The organism is Sphingobium sp. MI1205 (assembly GCF_001563285.1).
In the GTDB taxonomy this organism is placed as follows: domain Bacteria; phylum Pseudomonadota; class Alphaproteobacteria; order Sphingomonadales; family Sphingomonadaceae; genus Sphingobium.
This window is the reverse complement of record NZ_CP005188.1, coordinates 3,080,920-3,095,859: the sequence shown is the minus strand read 5'-3', so window position 1 is coordinate 3,095,859 and position 14,940 is coordinate 3,080,920. Positions and strand designations below refer to the sequence as shown.

The 14,940-nt window shown below is 62.0% G+C and carries 15 protein-coding genes and 1 tRNA gene; 12 read left to right on the top strand and 4 right to left on the bottom strand.

Annotated features, from left to right (window positions below):
* Positions 1-77 precede the first annotated feature (77 nt).
* The 3 genes from K663_RS15345 to K663_RS15335 are packed head-to-tail and all read left to right on the top strand — an operon-like array spanning position 78 to position 2,422.
* Positions 78-395 (top strand): helix-turn-helix domain-containing protein, encoded by a 318-nt coding sequence (locus K663_RS15345; RefSeq protein WP_062119427.1) that lies wholly within the window; start codon positions 78-80, stop codon positions 393-395.
* Positions 385-2,091 carry a SulP family inorganic anion transporter gene (locus K663_RS15340; protein ID WP_062119413.1) on the top strand — a complete coding sequence of 569 codons (1,707 nt, stop codon included), beginning with the start codon at positions 385-387 and terminating at the stop codon, positions 2,089-2,091. The genes K663_RS15345 and K663_RS15340 overlap by 11 nt, the downstream gene beginning before the upstream one ends.
* A gap of 22 nt (positions 2,092-2,113) precedes the next feature.
* Complete coding sequence (locus K663_RS15335) at positions 2,114-2,422, top strand: alkylphosphonate utilization protein (RefSeq protein ID WP_062119409.1); 309 nt, start codon at positions 2,114-2,116, stop codon at positions 2,420-2,422.
* A 172-nt stretch (positions 2,423-2,594) separates the two neighbouring features.
* Here the strand turns inward: K663_RS15335 and K663_RS25090 are convergent, their stop codons facing one another.
* Positions 2,595-2,729: a hypothetical protein gene (locus K663_RS25090; RefSeq protein WP_256382103.1), complete on the bottom strand. Its 135-nt coding sequence runs from the start codon at positions 2,727-2,729 to the stop codon at positions 2,595-2,597.
* 342 nt (positions 2,730-3,071) lie between these two features.
* Here K663_RS25090 and K663_RS15325 point away from each other — a divergent pair, with 342 nt between their 5' ends.
* Positions 3,072-3,290: a hypothetical protein gene (locus tag K663_RS15325; RefSeq protein WP_062119403.1), complete on the top strand. Its 219-nt coding sequence runs from the start codon at positions 3,072-3,074 to the stop codon at positions 3,288-3,290.
* Between the two features lie 179 nt (positions 3,291-3,469).
* Here K663_RS15325 and K663_RS15320 read toward each other — a convergent pair.
* Positions 3,470-3,546, bottom strand: a tRNA-Pro gene (locus tag K663_RS15320).
* Positions 3,547-3,732: 186 nt separating this feature from the next.
* Between K663_RS15320 and yajC the strand changes: the two genes are divergently transcribed.
* The 7 genes from yajC (at position 3,733) to K663_RS15285 (ending at position 10,548) form a co-directional block, all read left to right on the top strand.
* Positions 3,733-4,068 carry a preprotein translocase subunit YajC gene (yajC, locus tag K663_RS15315; RefSeq protein ID WP_037464383.1) on the top strand — a complete coding sequence of 112 codons (336 nt, stop codon included), beginning with the start codon at positions 3,733-3,735 and terminating at the stop codon, positions 4,066-4,068.
* A 7-nt stretch (positions 4,069-4,075) separates the two neighbouring features.
* Complete coding sequence (secD, locus tag K663_RS15310; RefSeq protein ID WP_062119400.1) at positions 4,076-5,674, top strand: protein translocase subunit SecD; 1,599 nt, start codon at positions 4,076-4,078, stop codon at positions 5,672-5,674.
* 18 nt (positions 5,675-5,692) lie between these two features.
* Entirely contained in the window at positions 5,693-6,679 is a 987-nt protein-coding gene (gene secF, locus K663_RS15305) for a protein translocase subunit SecF (RefSeq protein ID WP_062119398.1), read from the top strand.
* A 17-nt stretch (positions 6,680-6,696) separates the two neighbouring features.
* Positions 6,697-7,074, top strand: a complete 378-nt coding sequence (locus K663_RS15300; RefSeq protein ID WP_083535926.1) for an Mth938-like domain-containing protein — start codon at positions 6,697-6,699, stop codon at positions 7,072-7,074.
* A 132-nt stretch (positions 7,075-7,206) separates the two neighbouring features.
* Positions 7,207-8,325 carry a Ppx/GppA phosphatase family protein gene (locus tag K663_RS15295; protein WP_062119395.1) on the top strand — a complete coding sequence of 373 codons (1,119 nt, stop codon included), beginning with the start codon at positions 7,207-7,209 and terminating at the stop codon, positions 8,323-8,325.
* Complete coding sequence (locus tag K663_RS15290; RefSeq protein ID WP_037464396.1) at positions 8,322-8,996, top strand: RlmE family RNA methyltransferase; 675 nt, start codon at positions 8,322-8,324, stop codon at positions 8,994-8,996. The genes K663_RS15295 and K663_RS15290 overlap by 4 nt, the downstream gene beginning before the upstream one ends.
* Positions 8,997-9,039: 43 nt before the next feature.
* The gene (locus K663_RS15285; protein WP_062119393.1) at positions 9,040-10,548 is read left to right on the top strand and encodes a YifB family Mg chelatase-like AAA ATPase; all 1,509 of its coding nucleotides are present in this window, start codon (positions 9,040-9,042) and stop codon (positions 10,546-10,548) included.
* A 34-nt stretch (positions 10,549-10,582) separates the two neighbouring features.
* On the opposite strand, the gene K663_RS15280 is transcribed toward K663_RS15285, so the two are convergent.
* Together K663_RS15280 and K663_RS15275 are read right to left on the bottom strand one after the other, a co-directional pair.
* The gene (locus tag K663_RS15280) at positions 10,583-11,773 is read right to left on the bottom strand and encodes a M23 family metallopeptidase (RefSeq protein ID WP_235589460.1); all 1,191 of its coding nucleotides are present in this window, start codon (positions 11,771-11,773) and stop codon (positions 10,583-10,585) included.
* A 151-nt stretch (positions 11,774-11,924) separates the two neighbouring features.
* Complete coding sequence (locus K663_RS15275) at positions 11,925-14,210, bottom strand: putative bifunctional diguanylate cyclase/phosphodiesterase (protein ID WP_062119391.1); 2,286 nt, start codon at positions 14,208-14,210, stop codon at positions 11,925-11,927.
* Positions 14,211-14,568: 358 nt separating this feature from the next.
* Here K663_RS15275 and rpsL point away from each other — a divergent pair, with 358 nt between their 5' ends.
* Positions 14,569-14,940, top strand: coding sequence for a 30S ribosomal protein S12 (rpsL, locus tag K663_RS15270; RefSeq protein ID WP_007686591.1), 372 nt, complete (start codon positions 14,569-14,571; stop codon positions 14,938-14,940).

The window sequence follows — 14,940 nt, the reverse complement described above, 5'->3', positions numbered from 1 at the left end:
ATCTATTATTCATCTATCACATCGCATATGTGAGATGAAAGATTGTAATTTGATGTTTCATATATCATACAGTGCTTATGATCACGTCTCAGCAAATGCGGGCTGCGCGAGCGTTGCTCGGCATCGATCAACGTCAACTCGCCGCGTTGGCAGGTGTTTCTCTGCCAACGATCCAGCGGATGGAAGCGTCCGACGGGCAGGTGCGAAGCGTCGTCGATACCTTGGTCAAGGTGATCAACGCTATCGAGTCCGCAGGAATCGAGATCATAGGAGAGAATGCCCAGAGCAGCGGGGCGGGACGTGGCGTACGCCTCAAGGACAGCTTTGTCGGCGGACAAACCAGGCGTGTACCGTCGGTCCTGTTCGATCAATCGGCACAAGACGATGGATGCTGATGGCCGCCTGATCGCTTTCACCCCGAAGCTGGTCACGGTCCTGCGCGAGGGCTATTCGCTCGATCGGCTGAGGCGCGACTGTATTGCCGGCCTCACCGTTGCGATCGTCGCCCTACCTCTGGCCATGGCGCTGGCGATCGCAAGCGGCGCATCGCCCGACAAGGGACTTGTCACGGCTGTTATTGCCGGTTTCCTGATCTCGGCGCTTGGTGGCTCGCGCGTTCAGGTGGGCGGACCAACCGGCGCCTTCGTCGTCGTCGTTTTCGGCGTCATCGCACAACATGGCTATGACGGTCTGCTGCTCGCGACATTGATGGCGGGGGCGATGCTGATCATCGCCGGCTATGCGGGCTTGGGTAACCTCGTGCGCTTCATTCCGCAGCCGGTGGTCACCGGCTTCACAGCCGGCATCGCGGTGATCATCGCATCAAGCCAGGTGAAGGATTTTCTCGGCCTGTCGATGGAAAGCGTGCCCGCTGATTTTCTTGGAAAATGGGCAGCCTATTTTGTGGAGCTGGACAGCGTCCGCCTCGGCACCCTGACGGTGGGTGTGGGATCGCTGGCGCTAATCACAGCCCTTCGCAAATGGGCGCCGCGCTTACCGGGCTTCCTGATCGCCGTTATATTAGCGGCAGTAGCCGTCGCGCTTCTCCATCTTCCAGTGGAGACGATCGGGTCGCGCTTTCCGGACCTGCCGACGGGCCTCCCCGTTCCCGCCTTGCCTGCATTTTCCCTGGCGAAGGCGCGGGCGATCATACCGTCGGCTTTCACCATCGCCTTTCTCGCCGGGATCGAGGCGCTCCTCTCGGCGGTCGTCGCCGATGGCATGATCGGTTCGCGGCATCGATCCAATCAGGAGCTGGTGGGTCAGGGGATAGCGAACATCGCGTCGGCACTGTTCGGCGGCCTGCCCGCGACCGGCGCTATCGCGCGCACGGCCACCAACATCAAGGCTGGCGCGATCACACCCGTGGCCGGCATGATGCACGCGCTGTTCCTGCTGCTGTTCATACTGTTCGCTTCGGATCTCATGGCCTATGTGCCTTTGGCGGCGCTCGCGGCCATATTGTTCATGGTCGCCTGGGGTATGAGCGAACATCATCGCTTCATCCAGTTGCTGCGCATGCCCAATGGCGATCGCACTCTCCTCCTGCTGACTTTCAGCCTCACGGTCCTCGTCGATCTCACGGTCGCGATCGGCGTCGGCGTCACGCTCGCCTCGCTCCTCTTCATGATGCGCATGAGCCGAGCGGTGGAGATCGCAAACGACAGCAGCGAAATTGTGCTGCCATCAGAGGAGGAAGGAGAGGACGTCCATCAGCGCGACGCGCTTCCTCCGGGCGTCGAAGTCTTCCGCATCGATGGCCCTCTCTTCTTCGGCGTCGCCAATGAATTGCTCGATACGCTGCGGCGCGTCGGGCCGCCGCCGAAGATCATCATCCTTCGTATGCGGCGGGTGCCGCTGCTCGATGCCAGCGGCGTGACGACGATCGAGGAAGTCGTGCGGTACGCCGCGTCGGCCGGCACGCAGATCATAATTTCGGGCATTCAGCCGCAGCCCCTAGCAATGCTCGTGCGGGTTTCACTGGGGCCAGCGGACCGGCATATGATCTTCAGTCACGATTTTCCCGACGCCCTGCGCGTTGCAAGAGCAATCGCCGCTGCACCCGCGACGGCAGCCGAACGGCTCAACTGACCAGCAAAAGATGGATCTTCACATGAACGATACGAATGATGATTATTTCTATGACGAAGCTTCAGGCGAGTGGATCTCCAAATCGGAAGCTGCCGCTATGGCGTTGGCGGCAGACCGGGTGGAGGTGCGCGATTCCGCCGGCAACCTTCTGGCGGACGGCGACAGCGTCATCACGATCAAGGATCTGAAGGTCAAGGGAGCTGGACAGACGCTGCGCAAGGGAACCGTGATCAAGTCGATCCGGCTGACTGGCGACCCGCAGGAAATTGACTGCCGCTATGAAGGAATCAAAGGGCTGGTTCTCAGGGCCGAGTTCGTTCGCAAGCATTGATCGAGGCCAGCGGCTGCACCGTCGCGCGTGAGATCAAGGGTGTTGCGGATTGAAGGCATGGGTCATCTTTCCGTGAAAGCACGATTGAGTGGGTTCATGCGTGTCGGGAGATGCAGCCTCGACCGGCCCGCCCATCGATCAGGCTGGGGTCAGAAAGCGTCTGCGGTTTGGTTCAGTAACGGCGGTGGGCGAGAAGCCATGCGGTGTGGCGGTCGAACAGTTCGCGGTCGGCGGTGTCCAGCAATGTTCTCGATGTGAGGAGGGCAAGGGCCATGCGTGCGTCAAGTTTGATCCACAATTCGCTCATCGGAACCGGACGCTGGGGGATACACTGCCAGAGGTCTTGGTCCCTGCTGACAACGAGCAAGGCGCCATGGTCGAAGAAATGCTTGCACCGCATTTGGTGATAGCGGCTTAAACGTTCCGTCGGGAAGCAGTTGCGCACACGGGATGTCGCCGCTGGCGATTTGGCTCCGAAAGAGGTCGAGTGCGCGGAGGTCACGTTCAAGCGCCTGACTCGGCTGGGTGATAAGTTTCGATTTGAGGCTCGTGGCGCACCTTGCTGCGGAAGTGGGCCAATATGAATGCGATGCCTCCGCCGAATAGCAGAGCCATCCCAATACCCGTCTCTATCGGATTGGGAGCAAGGATGAGAGTGATCGCAAGCACCGCAATGAGGGCTGAGGCGAGGCGCAATAAATCGATTAAAAGGCGATTGTTCCGCCCGCGCCTTGCAGTTGATACCATCGCGTCAAGCACGCTCGTCGGGATGATGGCTGTCAGGCCGTTCCTGACGGTCGTTTCAGAAACGCAATTAGCCGTCCCGAATTTTGACGAACTCGGCGGGACGAAGAAGCAGCGGCTCTAGCATCTGCCTGTCGGCATAATGGCGGGGAGGCGAATCCTCAATTCGGAAGGGTGGCGTACGCGTTCAATATCGAAGCGTCGGGATGCACCGCGTGGCCGCTGCCAAAAATAAATTTGCACCACCAGAGCGGATTTGTGGCCCCTGGCGGGGTGAAAATATCAGCTAACCTGTTGAAATATTGGTCGGGACGAGAGGATTCGAACCTCCGACCCCCACACCCCCAGTGTGATGCGCTACCAGGCTGCGCTACGTCCCGACCGGAGCGGCGGCACATAGAAGCATGTTTGAAAACATGCAAGCGTTTCGGCGCGCCCTTTCTGCCGTCCAGCGCCATCCCTAATCATATTGCCTCACTATCCACATCTGTGTTAGCCGCGCGCCTTTGATCCGCAGGCACTTGCCTGCCTGCGGCTGGACAAGAGAACAAGGCGAAAGTCCCACCATGCTCATTACCCCAGCCTTTGCCCAGACCGCGGGCGAGCAGTCGTCCGGCGCTTCGATGCTGATACAGATGGCGCCGCTCGTCCTCATCTTCGTCGTCTTCTACTTTCTGCTGATCCGCCCGCAGCAAAAGCGGATGAAGGAGCACAAGGCAAAGATCGACGCAGTGAAAAAGGGCGATCAGGTGGTGACCGGCGGTGGCTTGGTCGGCAAGGTTGCCCGGGTCGATGAGCATTATGTCGATGTCGAACTTGCGCCGGGCATGAAGGTGAAGGCAGTCAAATCGACCCTTACCGACGTCGTCGATCCCACGACCGCCAAGCCCGCGAACGACTGAGCCAGCGATGCTGAACTTTTCGCGCTGGGCCGTTACGGCGATCCTGCTGCCCCTGGTTATCGGCATCCTCTGCGCGGTGCCGAGTTTTCTGCCCGACACGGCTGTCGAGCGGTTACCCTCTTTCATGCAGACCCGCGTCAATCTGGGTCTGGATCTTTCGGGCGGCAGCCATCTGCTGCTTGAAGCATCAACGCAGGACGTCGCCAAGCAGCGCCTCGTCAACATGGAGGAGCAGGTCCGCACGGAGCTGCGCCGCGGCAGCCCGCGCATAGCCATCGGCGACATTTCCAGCCGCGATGGCAAGCTCAGCTTCATGGTTCGCGATCCGTCGCAAGTTGATGCTGCGGTCGAGCGTGTCCGGCCGCTGACGCAGGGCGCAGGCCTCACCGGTCAGCGTGACTTCAATGTCGAGGTGGTGAACAGTTCGACCATCGTCATCACGCCGACGAACGCGGGGATCGACAATGCGGTCAAGAGCGCGATGGAAGTCGCGACCGAGGTCATCCGCAAGCGTATCGACGAAATGGGCACGCGTGAGCCTACGATCCAGCAGCAGGGCGGCAATCGGATCGTCGTACAGGTTCCCGGCCTGCAAAACCCCAAGGCACTGAAGGATCTGCTGGGCCAGACGGCCAAGCTGGAATTCAAGCTGGTCGATACCGCCGCAAACCCGTCCGAAGTGGCGCAGGGTCGCGCGCCCGTGGGCAGCGAGGTGCTGCCTTATCTCGATAATCCTTCCGGCGTGCCGGTGATAGCGGTCAAGCGCCAGGTGATGGTGTCGGGAGAGGATCTTACCGACGCCACGCAAGGTTATGACCAGAATAACCAGCCGATCGTCAACATTCGCTTCAACGGATCGGGCGGGCGCAAGTTCGGCCAGGTGACGTCGCAGAATGTCAACCGGCCCTTCGCCATCATCCTTGACGGCAAAGTGCTGTCGGCCCCGAACATCAATGAGCCGATCCTCGGTGGCTCCGCTCAGATCAGCGGCAACTTTACCGTGGAAAGCGCGAACCAGCTGGCGATCGCACTGCGCTCGGGCAAGCTGCCCGTCGCATTGACGGTTGTTGAGGAGCGCACGGTGGGTCCGCAGTTGGGCGCGGATTCGATCCGGGCGGGCCTTATGGCTTCAATCATCGCCGTGGTTGCGGTCGCTGTCTTCATGTTCGTCAGCTACGGTCGGTTCGGCATGTACGCGAACCTTGCCGTCGCGATAAACGTGCTCGTCATCCTGGGCGTCATGGGCATGTTAGGTGCGACTTTGACGCTGCCGGGCATCGCGGGTTTCGTGCTGACCATCGGCACGGCGGTGGACGCCAACGTGCTTATTTATGAGCGGATCCGTGAAGAGCGGCGGCGCGGGCGAAATGTCGTACAGGCGATCGAGTTCGGCTATAAAGAAGCCAGCCGGACCATTTTCGAAGCGAATGTCACTCACGCCATCGCTGGCGGCATCATGCTCGCCTTGGGTTCCGGCCCGGTCAAGGGTTTCGCCATCGTGCTGCTGATTGGCATCGCTACCAGCGTATTCACTGCCGTGACCTTCACCCGCCTGCTCGCGTCGCGTTGGCTTCGTGCCAAGCGTCCGACCGAGATCGTCATTTAAGGGCCGGGAGAAAGACCCATGAAACTTCTGAAGCTCGTCCCCGATCACACCAACATCGGCTTTGTGAAGCTGCGCCACTGGGCCTTCGCCCTTACCGCGCTGCTGACCGTGCTTGCCGTCGGCACCACCGCCTATCGTGGCCTCAACTTGGGCGTCGATTTCGTCGGCGGCCTGATGATCGAGGCGCGCTTTCCCCAGGCGGTTGAAACGGATCGTGTGCGCAGCACCATCGCCGCGCTGGATGTGGGCGAAAGCTCGCTCCAGCAATTTGGCGATCCCAATACCGTGCAGATCCGCCTTCCCTTGCCCGAACAGGGCGGGGCGGGCGCGGCAAATGCGATTGTTGAAAAGACGCGTAACGCCATGACGGCCCAGTTCCCGGGTGTAACCTTCTCCCGATACGATACGGTGTCGGGTAAAGTTTCGGGCGAACTGATCCAGAACGGCGTCCTGGCCGTCCTGCTTGCCGTGATCGGCATCGCGGTCTTTTCCTGGTTCCGATATGAATGGCAGTTCGGCGTTTCGACCTTCGTCGCCATTATGCATGATCTGCTGATGACGCTGGGCTTCTTTGCTGTCACCCAGTTGGAATTCGACCTGAACATCGTCGCCGCGGTGCTGACCATCGTCGGCTACTCGATCAACGACAAGATGGTGATCGACGACCGTATCCGCGAAAATATGCGCAAATATCGCAAGATGGACATGAAAGCGCTTATCGACCTGTCGGTCAATGAAACGCTGCCGCGCACCGTCATGACGTCGGTCACGATCATGCTGGCGCTGGGCGCGTTGTTGTTCTTCGGCGGCCACGTGCTGCGTGGTTTCACCGCAGCCATGATGTTGGGCATCGTGGTCGGCACCTATTCCTCGGTCTATGTGTCCTCGTCGCTGCTGATCACGCTGGGCCTCTCGCCACAGGTGTCGGAACGCAAGGCGGCCAAGACCAATATCGCCGACAGAGCCGAGCGCACGGGGCCACGCGATGACGGGGCGCGGCCCTGATCGACAAACGCATCGGCATGGAACTGCGCCGCGACGATGCGGGGCAGGGGCCGATTGTCACGGGCTTTGTAGGGCGCGGCTTTCGCGTCAGGGATGACGTCTTTCCGGGCGGACTGCTGCTAAGTCCGCTTCGGGCGCTGGCATGGAACGATGCGCCTTCGCCCGACCAGTTGACCGTGGCCGCGTTGGGCGATCTTCTGGATATCCAACCACGGCCGGAATTCCTGCTGCTGGGCACCGGCGCCGGTCTGCGTCAGCCGCCGCGCGCCTTCGTCCGCGAATTGGAGACCAAAGGCATTGGCGTCGAAGCGATGGACAGCCGCGCTGCAGCGCGTGCCTGGGGCGTACTTCGCGCGGAAGAGCGCTGGATCGTGGCGGCTCTGCTCCCGCTTTGATCGTCAGCGCATACCACCGCGCTATGGTGTTGGCTTTTCAGGCCCCGTCTTGCGCTTTGTGCGCCACCCGCATAGTCTGAAGCCAAGTTCCGCCACCTGTCGGTGTCGGCGAAGAAGAAAAGAGTTACGGCCATGGTGCAGCAAAGCCGCCCATCGCCGCAGAGTTCCGGTCCCGCCGGGGGTGTTTCGGGCAAGGGCGCCCGTTCCGGCCAGGGTAATGGGAGCAAGGCTGCGGCCATACCTCCCCCGTCGGCGCAGCGGGGTCCGTTGCCTCATTCGCCGCGCGGCAGACGGTCCTATGCCGCGATCGACCTTGGTACGAATAATTGCCGCCTGCTGATTGCCAAGCCTTCCGCCGATGGATTCATCGTCGTCGATGCCTTTTCCCGCATCGTCCGGTTGGGTGAAGGACTGGCGGCGACCGGACGAATCAGCGATGCCGCCATCGATCGGGCGATTGCGGCGTTGTCCATCTGCGCCGACAAGCTGCGGCGTCGGCATGTGACACTTGCGCGATCGGTTGCGACAGAGGCATGCCGCCGCGCCTCCAACGGCGCCGACTTCATTCAGCGCGTCTATCGCGAAACTGGCATCGCCCTCGACATCATCAGCGCGCAGGAGGAAGCCAGGCTGGCTGTCATGGGATGTCATGCGCTGCTGGAGCCAGGCGATAGCCCGGCGCTGATATTCGACATCGGCGGCGGCTCGACCGAACTGGTGCTGGTAGACGCCAATCAATCGGGCGCGCCGCATATTGTTGACTGGGTCAGCGCGCCTTGGGGCGTCGTCTCACTCACGGAAAGCGAATTGTTCGACCATGCTGATCCGGGTGAACGGATCGCCGCCTATGCGCGGATGCGCTCGCGCGTGGCCGACGCATTCGCCCCGCTTGCTCGCCGCCTGCCGCGCAATGTGCCAGCGATAAGGCTGCTTGGCACGTCGGGGACCGTGACAACGCTGGCCAGCTTGCATCTTAACCTTCCCCGCTATGACCGACAGGCAATCGACGGGCTGATTGTGCCATCCGCGTCCATGCGCGCCATTTCCGGCAGGCTATCGACCATGGCGTTGGCGGAGCGGCAGAAGCTGCCCTGTATCGGATCGGAACGGGCGGACCTGGTCGTGGCGGGCTGCGCGATACTCGAAGCCATACTCGACATCTGGCCTGCGGAGCGGCTGGGCGTAGCGGACCGGGGCATTCGTGAAGGCATATTGCGCGGCCTCATGGACCGTGACGGAGTAGTGATGTGAGGGGTGCAGGTGCGGGCAAGGTCCGGGTCAAATCGGCGAAGGGGCGCACGGCGCAATCGACACGCTGGCTCGAACGGCAGCTTAACGATCCCTATGTCCGGCGCGCCAAGGCGGAAGGGTGGCGCAGCCGCGCTGCCTTCAAGCTGATCGAGCTTGACGAGAAGTTTCACTTCGTAAAGGGATCCCGCGCGGTCGTCGATCTGGGCGTCGCGCCTGGCGGATGGGCGCAGGTCGTCAGGAAATTGTCGCCCAAGGCGAAGGTGGTGGGCATCGACCTGCTGCCGACCGATCCCATTCACGGAGTCACCCTGTTTCAGATGGACTTCATGGACGACAAGGCTCCGGCTCTGCTGACCGAGACGCTGGGGGATGCACCCGATCTCGTCATCTCTGACATGGCGGCAAACACTGTGGGCCATGCGCAGACCGACCATCTGCGCACGATGGGGCTCGTCGAGGCGGCGGCGTGGTTTGCGGTAGAGAATCTGCGGAAGGGCGGCACCTTTGTCGCGAAGGTGTTTGCGGGGGGGACTGATGCTGACCTGCTCGCCATATTGAAAAAGCATTTCACGACAATCAAGCACGCTAAGCCGCCGGCCAGCCGAAAGGGCAGCGTTGAGTGGTATGTCGTGGCACAGGGTTTCAAGGGACGGCCCGAAGAACAGGGCTGACGCCGCCGCACGCAGCGGCCTTTTTTCAGACAGCGGGGGCACATTGGTTTCGACGGTATCGACGGTCGCCTATCTCGGGCTGGACGCGCGCAGCGTGGAGGTTCAGTGCCAGCTGGTCCCGGGCCTCCCCAACTTCATCGTGGTGGGCCTGCCTGACAAGGCGGTGGCGGAAAGCCGGGAACGGGTGCGCAACGCCATCGCCGCTATAGGCCTGTCGCTGCCGCCCAAGCGGATTACGGTAAACCTTTCGCCTGCGGATCTGCCCAAGGAAGGCTCTCATTTCGACCTGCCTATCGCCCTGGCCCTGCTGGGAGCGATGGGAGTGATCGATGCGGAGACGCTGGCCGGCTATATGGTGGTCGGCGAACTGAGCCTGGACGGCCGCATCGCCACGACCCCCGGCGTCCTGCTTGCTGCGCTGCACGCGGGGGAAAGGGAATTGGGCCTGGTGTGCCCGGTCGCTCAAGGATCGGAAGCGGCATGGGCGGGCCAGGTCGAAGTGATCGCGGCGCCAGACCTGCTCAGCCTTCTCAACCATTTCAAGGGCAGCGCTGCACTGTCGCCTCCCCAGCCCGGCGCAGTCGAGCCGCCGCCGCGCGCGTCCGATCTGAAACAGGTAAAGGGACAGGAGACGGCCAAGCGTGCGTTGGAGATCGCTGCCGCTGGCGGTCATAACCTGTTGATGGTTGGTCCTCCCGGAGCAGGCAAGTCGCTGATGGCGAGCTGCCTGCCCGGCATATTGCCGGAACTGACCCCGGCCGAGGCGCTGGAAACCTCAATGGTCGCGAGCGTCGCCGGATCATTGGAAGGGGGACGGATCAGCCGCGCGCGGCCGTTCCGCAATCCGCATCACAGCGCATCCATGGCCGCGTTGGTTGGCGGCGGACACAAGGCCCGACCTGGTGAAGTCAGCATGGCGCATCTGGGCGTGCTGTTCCTGGATGAGTTGCCCGAATTCCAGCGCACGGTTCTTGATTCCCTGCGTCAGCCGCTGGAGACCGGCGAGGTCACGGTGGCGCGCGCCAACGCACATGTCACGTTTCCGGCGCGGGTGCAGTTGGTGGCGGCGATGAATCCCTGCCGCTGCGGTCATCTGGGCGATCCGGCATTGGCTTGTTCGCGCGCGCCTCGATGCGCCGCCGATTATCAGGCCAAGGTATCGGGGCCGTTGCTGGACCGCATCGACCTGCATGTGGAAGTGCAGGCGGTGACGGCGGCGGATCTGGTCCTGCCTCCACCCGCCGAAGGTTCGACAGAGGTCGCAGCGCGGGTCGCGGCGGCGCGAGAGGTGCAGACGCAGCGCTATGCGGGAACCAGGGTCCGCACCAATGCCGAGGTCGATGGCGACCGGCTGGAGGATGTAGCAGGCCCCGACGCGGCCGGGCGTGAACTGCTGGCGCAGGCGGCAGCGGCAATGAAGCTGTCGGCGAGGGGCTATACACGGGTGCTGCGGGTGGCGCGGACCATTGCCGACCTCGCCGGATCGGAAAAGGTCGGGCGGGTGCATGTGGCCGAAGCGCTCAGCTATCGCAGGCGGGCTCCGGTGAACTGACCATGACAATGCACGCGATCAAAAGGGCGCACATCTAACCCCGATCGCCGACATCGGCGAGGCGGGCAGTTGCGACCCGCTGCACCTGGAGAACGTCTTTCCGGGCATCCAGGAAACGGCGGGGATTGATGGGTTCGCCGTTCAGCCGCACCTCGAAATGCAGATGGTCGCCAGTAGAACGGCCGGTCGATCCCATGCGAGCGATCATCGCGCCCCGGCCGACCTGCTGGCCGACCCGGGCGGCAAAGCCCGACAGATGGGCGTAGCGGGTCATGAGACCATTACCGTGACTAACCTCTACCACATTGCCATAGCCGCTGCGCTGGCCGACAAAGCTGATCTTGCCAGCTGCGGCGGCCAGGATCGGCTGGCCATGGCTGCCGGGAAAGTCGATGCCCGCATGAAAGGCCGCGTGGCCGTTGAACGGGTCGCGGCGATAGCCGTATGAACTGGATTGCATCGGCGCCAAAGTGGGGCGGCCCGACGGAATCGTCATCAGGCTGCTCTCCAGAAACTCCATGCGGGACAGCGCGTCCGTCAGCCGTTCAAATTCCTGCGGCATCGCGTCGCGCTGGCCGCGCCATGGCACAAAGGGGCCGCCTTGCGCACGCGCGGCGGTACGCGCCAGGGCATCGGGATTGAGGCCGAAACTGCGGATCGCCGCCGCCGTTTTGTCGGCACGCCGCTTCACGGCATCGGTCAGCAGCATGGCGAACCGGCGCTGACGGGCATCGATCGTCAGCAGGGGCTGGGCTTCTGAAGAGGCGCTGATCTGGAGCTTGAGAGCGGGAGAGCCACCCTTGGCTGCCGCCTTGTCCGACTTGCCCACCAATCCTTCTGCGGCGTCGCTTTCCTCATCGCCGAAATGGGTGCGGTAAAGATCGTCCATGAAATCCTGCCGCGCCTGAAGGTCGCGGGCGAGTGTCTCCACCGACCGGCGATAGCTCTCCACCTTATCGGACGCCTTGGCGACCGCCTTGCGCTCGGCGTCTATTGCGGCGCGCTCGTGCGCCACAGCCGAGCGGTCAGAGACCATCGAGAGTGAAAGTGCGGCCGCTCCCATCAAAAGCGCGCAAAGAAGCGCCGCCGCCAGCAGTTGAACGCGGGTAGATATGCGTATGAATTTGACCTGTCCGTCAGACCGCAGGAAGATTTCCCGCTCGGGGCACAGGGTAATAATCCTGACCCAGAGGGCAGCAACCCTCTTCTTGGTTCGATACAACAATTGCGACCCCGCATTCGATTTTTCGAGAATCGGGGCGCTAGCAAATGCAGGAAGAGCGCGCGAATCCGCACCGGCGGACTCGTGACGAGTCGAAATGAAGGCGGGCTGAAACGTGCAATCGGGGTTACGGTTCCCGACAAAGGCAAATTTTTCAGGCGTTTTGAGAGCGGGTCGTTCGGGCCGAGCGTAGCAAGGTCGGCACCATAATTGCGGGTACAGCGGCGCCGAAATGAAATCCTTGCGCATAATGGCATCCGCCCGCCCGCAGATAGTTTAGTTGGTGCCTATTTTCGACGCCCTCGGCGACGGTGCGGATGTTCAGGCTGTAGGCCAGGTTGAGCAGCGTCCTGACGATCGCTGCATCATCGGGGTCGGTTTCCAGGTCGCGAACGAAGCGTTGGTCGATCTTGATGACGTCGATCGGAAACTGTTTCAAATGCGAGAGCGAGGCATAGCCGGTGCCAAAATCGTCCAGCGCGATCGATAGGCCCGCGTCGCTGAGCTGATGCAGGCTGCGTTCCACGACTTCGGCGTTGCGGCCAAGGAATACGGACTCCGTCACCTCAAGCTCTATTCGTGAAGGCGGCACGCCCACACTTTCCAACTGCGCTAACAAACGGTCGGGAAAGCCGCTGTCATGCAATTCCACGCCTGGCACATTAATGGCGACATGGCCGATATCGAGGCCAAGATCCTGCCAGCGCCGACAGTCGGCGAGTACCTGTTCCAGCATCCGATCGGTGATCTTGCGTCCCAATTCCGAATGCTCGAACGCGGCGGCTATTTCGCCGGGCATGATGATCGATCCATCCGTTCGGACGCAGCGAAGCAGCGCTTCGAAACCGATTATGGCGCCGGTCGCAAGATCGATTTTTGGCTGATACCAGGGGGCGGGTGGCGCATGCACCAGCGCATGACGTGCACGTTCCAGCATCCTGGCCTCGCGTTGCCAGCGGTCCAGCAGCCAGGGTTCGAACAGGCAAGCCCGGCCGCGGCCACCATTCTTCGCCTCATAAAGCGCGATGTCCGCGAACTTCATCAGATCGGCAATGTCGCCAGCATGCTCGGGGAACAGTGCGACGCCCATGCTGACCCGGCAGTCCACATCGCGAGCGCCATGGCTAAGCGGCTGGTGCAATTGTGTCGTCATGCGCGCGAGAATCGCCTCCAGATCGGAGGCGTTGCGCAGGCGGGTGAGCAGCACGGCAAATTCGTCGCCGCCCATGCGGGCGACAAGATCGCCGGGCCGCACCGCCGCCCGCAGCCGCTCAGCCACCGCGCACAGCAGTGCGTCGCCGGCATCGTGGCCCGCGCTGTCATTGATTCGCTTGAACTCATCGACGTCGATCAGCACCACGGCCATCAGCCCGCCGGTCCGGCTGGTCGCGCTTACCGCCTGGGTCAGCGTCGCCATGAAATGCGACCGGTTGGCAAGGCCAGTGAGCGCATCGGTCATGGCCAGATGGGCGAGGTGCCGCTCCGCATTCTTGCGGTCGGTAATATCGACAATGCTGGAAAGCACGCAATCTTCGCCTCCGATCGCGATCGGACGAGACGCCAGCAAAACGTCGTGAACCATGGCATCCTTGGCAACGATCCGGCATTCCTGATTATCGACCGCGTCGCCGGAGGATATCCGGTCGCGGAGGCTGGCCTGAGCCGCAGCCCCTTCGCCGAGTACTTGAACGCGCGAAATATCACCATCCGAACCAAAAGTACGGGCTGCCGCGTCGTTGAAGCGGACGACCGTTCCGCCAGGGCGCGTTACCAGCAATGGGATTGGCACGCTCATGAACATGCGCTCCAGCGTTTCGCCATTGCTTGCCAGGGCTGCGCGCGCGTCCTGCGCCGCCTGGCTAGCCACCCATTCCTGACGCTGGAGGCGATTGGTGCGGCTGATGGCGATCCACATGCTGCAGTGGAGCATCAGTCCCGCCATCAGCATGCCCGGCATTGTAGGGGATAACGGCGCGGGCGCGAGATAGCCGGCCAGCAGCAGGATGCCACATCCCAGGCCGCCGCCGAAATTGCCGCGAAAGCTGGTCGGCACCACGAGGTAGAAGACCAGCGGCAGCATCACCAACACGAATATCGCGATATCGCTGCGCGAGGTGACCAGGAATGCGACACCTATGGCGGTCACGATCTGCCAGATGAAGCACAGCCGTTCGACCGCTTTGAAATCGGCCAGGCGGCTGCTGAGCGACAGGCAGAAGAGCGACCAGAGGACGACCGTCACACGCGCCGGGACGGCGATCCAGAAATGCGCCGTACCGGCGAAGCGCCAGTCGCTCAGCAGGAATAGCGCATTGAGAATTGCGGACAGAAAGAACAGCGTTCGCGCTTGGCGACAGGATTCCGGCAGGCGCTGCCCCTGGAAGGCGGCCTCTCTAGCCGGATCACGAAATTCGCCAGTGAAAGAAGATAGTTGCGTCACGACCTGTCCAAGTGAGCGTCGTCGGAGCGCCCTTTACGAAACAATAGCTTGGCGACCGTTATCAATTTCCTAAAACGGTTGTTCACCATTCCGGGCTGAGTGGGAAACGGAGCGCATCGGGACTCCGCTTGACCCTGAAAGGCGCCATGGTTATAGGCGCGCCTGCTCAGCTACCGGATGCATTGAGGATTCGTCTTCAGGTCGATGGCGCTAGGCAGAGCTGAACATTGCCGGCTGCTCTTGCGGCTCCAGCGGGCATCTGCCCACCGGGGCCTTTGCTGTTTGGAGGATTTGTGCCTTCAGCGGCAAGCAACGCGGGGATGGTTCCGGTAAAGTAACTGAAAAGGTGAAGGGCTTCATGCCAACGATCAACCAGCTGGTCCGCAAGGGCCGCGAGCTGCAGAAGACCAAGTCGAAGGTCCCTGCAATGGAAGCAAACCCGCAAAAGCGCGGCGTTTGCACCCGTGTTTACACGACGACCCCGAAGAAGCCGAACTCGGCTCTCCGCAAGGTGGCGAAGGTGCGTCTGGTCAACCAGCGCGAAGTCATCACCTACATTCCGGGTGAAGGCCACAACCTTCAGGAGCACAGCGTCGTGCTGATCCGTGGCGGCCGCGTACGCGATCTTCCCGGTGTGCGTTACCACGTGCTGCGCGGCGTTCTGGATACCCAGGGCGTCAAGGACCGTAAGCAGAGCCGTTCGAAGTACGGCGCGAAGCGTCCGAAGTAA

What these genes read in the sequence shown, in the direction of transcription:
- K663_RS15345 (WP_062119427.1), top strand. Translation starts at nt 78, where the DNA reads ATGATCACGTCTCAGCAAATGCGGGCTGCGCGAGCGTTGCTCGGCATC.
- K663_RS15340 (WP_062119413.1), top strand. Translation starts at nt 385, where the DNA reads ATGGATGCTGATGGCCGCCTGATCGCTTTCACCCCGAAGCTGGTCACG.
- K663_RS15335 (WP_062119409.1), top strand. Translation starts at nt 2,114, where the DNA reads ATGAACGATACGAATGATGATTATTTCTATGACGAAGCTTCAGGCGAG.
- K663_RS25090 (WP_256382103.1), bottom strand. Translation starts at nt 2,729, where the DNA reads ATGAGCGAATTGTGGATCAAACTTGACGCACGCATGGCCCTTGCCCTC.
- K663_RS15325 (WP_062119403.1), top strand. Translation starts at nt 3,072, where the DNA reads ATGAGAGTGATCGCAAGCACCGCAATGAGGGCTGAGGCGAGGCGCAAT.
- yajC (WP_037464383.1), top strand. Translation starts at nt 3,733, where the DNA reads ATGCTCATTACCCCAGCCTTTGCCCAGACCGCGGGCGAGCAGTCGTCC.
- secD (WP_062119400.1), top strand. Translation starts at nt 4,076, where the DNA reads ATGCTGAACTTTTCGCGCTGGGCCGTTACGGCGATCCTGCTGCCCCTG.
- secF (WP_062119398.1), top strand. Translation starts at nt 5,693, where the DNA reads ATGAAACTTCTGAAGCTCGTCCCCGATCACACCAACATCGGCTTTGTG.
- K663_RS15300 (WP_083535926.1), top strand. Translation starts at nt 6,697, where the DNA reads ATGGAACTGCGCCGCGACGATGCGGGGCAGGGGCCGATTGTCACGGGC.
- K663_RS15295 (WP_062119395.1), top strand. Translation starts at nt 7,207, where the DNA reads ATGGTGCAGCAAAGCCGCCCATCGCCGCAGAGTTCCGGTCCCGCCGGG.
- rpsL (WP_007686591.1), top strand. Translation starts at nt 14,569, where the DNA reads ATGCCAACGATCAACCAGCTGGTCCGCAAGGGCCGCGAGCTGCAGAAG.